The organism is Paracoccus fontiphilus (genome assembly GCF_017356265.1).
Classification (GTDB): domain Bacteria; phylum Pseudomonadota; class Alphaproteobacteria; order Rhodobacterales; family Rhodobacteraceae; genus Paracoccus; species Paracoccus fontiphilus.
This window is the reverse complement of record NZ_JAFNAW010000128.1, coordinates 1-3,912: the sequence shown is the minus strand read 5'-3', so window position 1 is coordinate 3,912 and position 3,912 is coordinate 1. Positions and strand designations below refer to the sequence as shown.

The window sequence follows — 3,912 nt, the reverse complement described above, 5'->3', positions numbered from 1 at the left end:
TACGAAAAGACTGCATGTAGCTACGCGGCCAATTGGCATCTCACCGCGACCATCATCGCCTCAAGGTGAATGTCCACGGGCCATAGACAAATCCTGGATGCTTCGGTCATTATCTCTGTCGAAGGTAGCCAAGCTTGCCATGCCATTTACGCGCTGCGCGAAGGCGGTGCTCTGCTGGTCTTGCAGCCCCCCGATCAGCTTTACAGCGCTGCGCAAGAATGGATGCGCACGCTGGACATGAATTGCGGAATGGTCATCGGAACCGCGGCCGAGGGTGGCTTCACCATCAACCCGGACGAGGTTCTGCAGATGGTCGATCGCCTGCTTGCCCGGACCGAAAACCGCGAGGCAAGCTGAGTCTTCTTGCAATGGGAGGCGGTTCGGTCTATATCCCCCTCAACAGCGGCGCAGGCTTCCACCCCCTGCCCACCGGACCTTTCCGCATGGGCCCGCTACGGGCCCTTTTTCATATCCGAAGGGATCTCATGTCGAACGATCTGATCGCCAAGACCGCCATCGACCGGCGCCTGGCCGAGATCATCGCCCCCGTGATCGAGGATCTGGGCTTCGAACTGGTGCGCATCCGCCTGCAGGGCGGCAAGACGGCGACCTTGCAGATCATGGCCGACCGGCCCGAGGGCGGCATCAACGTCGATGATTGCGGCGACATTTCCGTGGCCGTCAGCGCCACCCTGGACGTCGAGGACCCGCTGGAGGACGCCTATCACCTGGAGGTCTCCAGCCCCGGCATCGACCGCCCCCTGACCCGGATGAAGGACTTCGAGACCTTCGAGGGCTACGAGGCGCGGCTGGAAACAAACCAGCCCATCGACGGGCGCAAGCGCTTCAAGGGCGTGCTGGCGGGCGTCGAGGGCGACGAGGTCCTTCTGAACATCGAGGAAGCGGGCGAGACGCATACCATCGGGCTGCAGTTCGACTGGTTGTCGGACGCGAAACTTGTCCTGACCGACGAGCTGATCAAGGAAATGCTGCGCCAGAAGAAGGAAGCCGGCGTCCAGATCGAGAACCTGGACGAAAGCGCCTTCGACGAGATCGAAACCGAAGACAACGACGGCGAGAACGCCGATGCCAAGGAGTGAGTGATGGCAATCACCTCTGCCAACCAGCTTGAACTGCTGCAAACCGCCGAAGCCGTCGCGCGCGAGAAGATGATCGAGCCCGAGCTGGTCATCGAGGCGATGGAGGACAGCCTCGCCCGTGCCGCCAAGTCGCGCTACGGCGCCGAGATGGACATCCGCGTCAAGATCGACCGCAAGACCGGCAACGCCACCTTCACCCGCATCCGCACCGTGGTCGAGGACGACGCGGTCGAGAATTACCAGGCGCAGCTGACCGTCGATCAGGCCCGTCCCTATCTGGACGACCCCAAGGTCGGCGACGAGATCGTGGACCAGGTTCCGCCGGTGGAACTGGGCCGCATCGCCGCGCAGTCGGCCAAGCAGGTGATCCTGCAGCGCGTCCGCGAGGCGGAACGCGACCGCCAGTACGAGGAATTCAAGGACCGCGCCGGTTCGATCATCAACGGCGTCGTCAAGCGCGAGGAATACGGCAACATCATCGTCGATGTGGGCCGGGGCGAGGCGATCCTGCGCCGCAACGAGAAGATCGGCCGCGAAAGCTATCGCCCGAACGACCGCATCCGCGCCTATGTCAAGGACGTGCGGCGCGAATCGCGCGGGCCGCAGATCTTCCTGTCGCGCACCGACCCTCAGTTCATGGCCGAGCTGTTCAAGATGGAGGTGCCCGAAATCTATGACGGCATCATCGAGATCAAGGCCGTGGCCCGCGATCCGGGCAGCCGCGCGAAGATCGCCGTGATCTCCTATGACAACTCGATCGACCCGGTCGGCGCCTGCGTGGGCATGCGCGGCAGCCGCGTGCAGGCCGTGGTGGGCGAGTTGCAGGGCGAGAAGATCGACATCATCCCCTGGAACGAGGATCAGGCGACCTTCCTGGTCAACGCGCTCCAGCCCGCCGAGGTCAGCAAGGTCGTCTTCGACGAGGAGGCCAACAAGATCGAGGTCGTGGTTCCCGACGAGCAGCTTAGCCTTGCCATCGGCCGTCGTGGCCAGAACGTGCGCCTGGCCAGCCAGCTGACCGGCATGGACATCGACATCCTGACCGAGGAAGAGGAATCCAAGCGCCGCCAGGCCGAGTTCAACGCCCGCACCGCGCTGTTCATGGAGGCCCTGGACCTGGACGAGTTCTTCGCCCAGCTTCTGGTCGCCGAAGGCTTCACCGACCTGGAGGAAGTGGCTTACGTCGATCTGGACGAGCTTCTGTCGATCGAGGGCGTGGACGAAGGCACGGCGGCGGAACTGCAGGCCCGTGCCCGCGACGTTTTGGAAGCCCGCACCAAGGCCGCGCTTGAAAACGCCCGCGCCCTGGGCGCCGAGGACAGCCTTATTGAATTCGAGGGGCTGACCCCCCAGATGGTGGAGGCACTGGCCAAGGACGGCGTGAAGACGCTGGAGGATTTCGCCACCTGCGCCGACTGGGAACTGGCGGGCGGCTGGACCACGGTGAACGGCCAGCGTGTCAAGGACGAGGGACTTCTGGAACCCTTCGACGTGTCCCTGGAAGAAGCGCAGACCATGGTGATGACCGCCCGCGTGCAGCTGGGCTGGGTCGATCCGACCGAACTGGAAGCCGATGCCGAGGAAACCGAGACCCCCGACGACGAGGAGGCCGGGGCGTGATGCCCCGGATTTGCCCGCTTGAGTCGCGGTGGTCTCATCAAGGAGCGTGACGAGCCTGAACGGCGCTGCATCGTCACCGGAGAGGTTCAGCCCAAGCGCGGGCTGATCCGTTTCGTGGCCGGGCCGGATGGCACGGTGGTTCCCGATCTGGCGGAAAAGCTGCCGGGCCGGGGGATATGGGTTGCGGCGGACCGTTCCGCCCTGGACAAGGCGGCGGCGAAGGGGCTGTTTTCCCGCGCCGCCAAGGCGCCCGTCAAGGCGCCGGAAGGCCTGGCCGACCTCGTCGAGGCGGCCTTGGCGCGGCGCGTGGTCGAACTGGTGTCGCTTGCGCGCAAGTCGGGCATCGCGGTCGCGGGGTTCGAGAAGGTCAAGGGGTGGCTGGCCGAGGGGCGCGCAAAGGTGCTGCTGCAGGCCAGCGACGGGTCGGAGCGCGGCAAGGGCAAGCTGTGGACACCGCCCGGCGGGCGGTGGTTCGGCTGCCTGACCGCATCAGAATTGGGTTTGTCCTTCGGGCGCGATCATGTCATACACGGCGCGCTTGCGGCGGGTGGCCTGACGGACAAGGTGATCTTGGAAGCCGGCAGACTGACGGGTCTGCGCGGGCATGACGGCGGCAATACGGCCTCCGGGAAGGAATGAAGACGCAGATGAGCGACAAAGACGGAAAATCGACCTTGGGACTCGGCGGCAGCGGCCGCTCGGGCCAGGTCAAGCAAAGCTTCAGCCACGGTCGCACCAAGAGCGTCGTCGTGGAAACCAAGCGCAAGCGCGTCGTGGTGCCGAAACCCGGCGCCACGCAGATGACGGATGCCCAGAAAGAAAAGAACCCGCTGACGGCGCGCATGGCAAGCGATCCTTCCAAGCGCCCCGCAGGCATCTCGGACGCCGAGATGGAGCGCCGGCTGAAAGCCCTTGCCGCCGCCAAGGCGCGTGAGGTCGAGGAAGCCGCCCAGCGTGCCGCCGACGAGAAGGCGCGCGAGGAAGAACGCGAACGCCGCCGGGCCGAGATCGAGGCCAAGGAGCGCGAGGACCGCGAACGCGAGGAAGCCCTGCGCCTGAAGGCCGAGGAAGACGAGCGCCGCGCCCGCGAGGCCGAGGAACGCGCCAAGCGCAAGGAAGAACCGAAAGCCGCCGAACGCCCTGCGCGTGCCGCGGCCGATGCCCGGCCCGCTGCCGGCGCCCGGCCCGCCGG

General features: G+C 65.6%; 5 protein-coding genes. All 5 read left to right on the top strand.

Annotated elements, in window-relative coordinates:
• The first annotated feature begins 69 nt into the window (after positions 1 to 69).
• Positions 70 to 357, top strand: coding sequence for a hypothetical protein (locus tag J0F76_RS20105; RefSeq protein WP_207472192.1), 288 nt, complete (start codon positions 70 to 72; stop codon positions 355 to 357).
• A 128-nt stretch (positions 358 to 485) separates the two neighbouring features.
• Positions 486 to 1,100, top strand: a complete 615-nt coding sequence (gene rimP / locus J0F76_RS20100; RefSeq protein ID WP_207472190.1) for a ribosome maturation factor RimP — start codon at positions 486 to 488, stop codon at positions 1,098 to 1,100.
• A gap of 3 nt (positions 1,101 to 1,103) precedes the next feature.
• Positions 1,104 to 2,720, top strand: a complete 1,617-nt coding sequence (gene nusA / locus J0F76_RS20095) for a transcription termination factor NusA (protein ID WP_207472188.1) — start codon at positions 1,104 to 1,106, stop codon at positions 2,718 to 2,720.
• A gap of 18 nt (positions 2,721 to 2,738) precedes the next feature.
• Positions 2,739 to 3,359 carry an RNA-binding protein gene (locus J0F76_RS20090; RefSeq protein ID WP_207472186.1) on the top strand — a complete coding sequence of 207 codons (621 nt, stop codon included), beginning with the start codon at positions 2,739 to 2,741 and terminating at the stop codon, positions 3,357 to 3,359.
• A gap of 8 nt (positions 3,360 to 3,367) precedes the next feature.
• Positions 3,368 to 3,912, top strand: a 545-nt coding sequence (locus tag J0F76_RS20085) for a translation initiation factor IF-2 associated domain-containing protein (RefSeq protein WP_207472184.1), incomplete at its 3' end; no start/stop codon positions are given.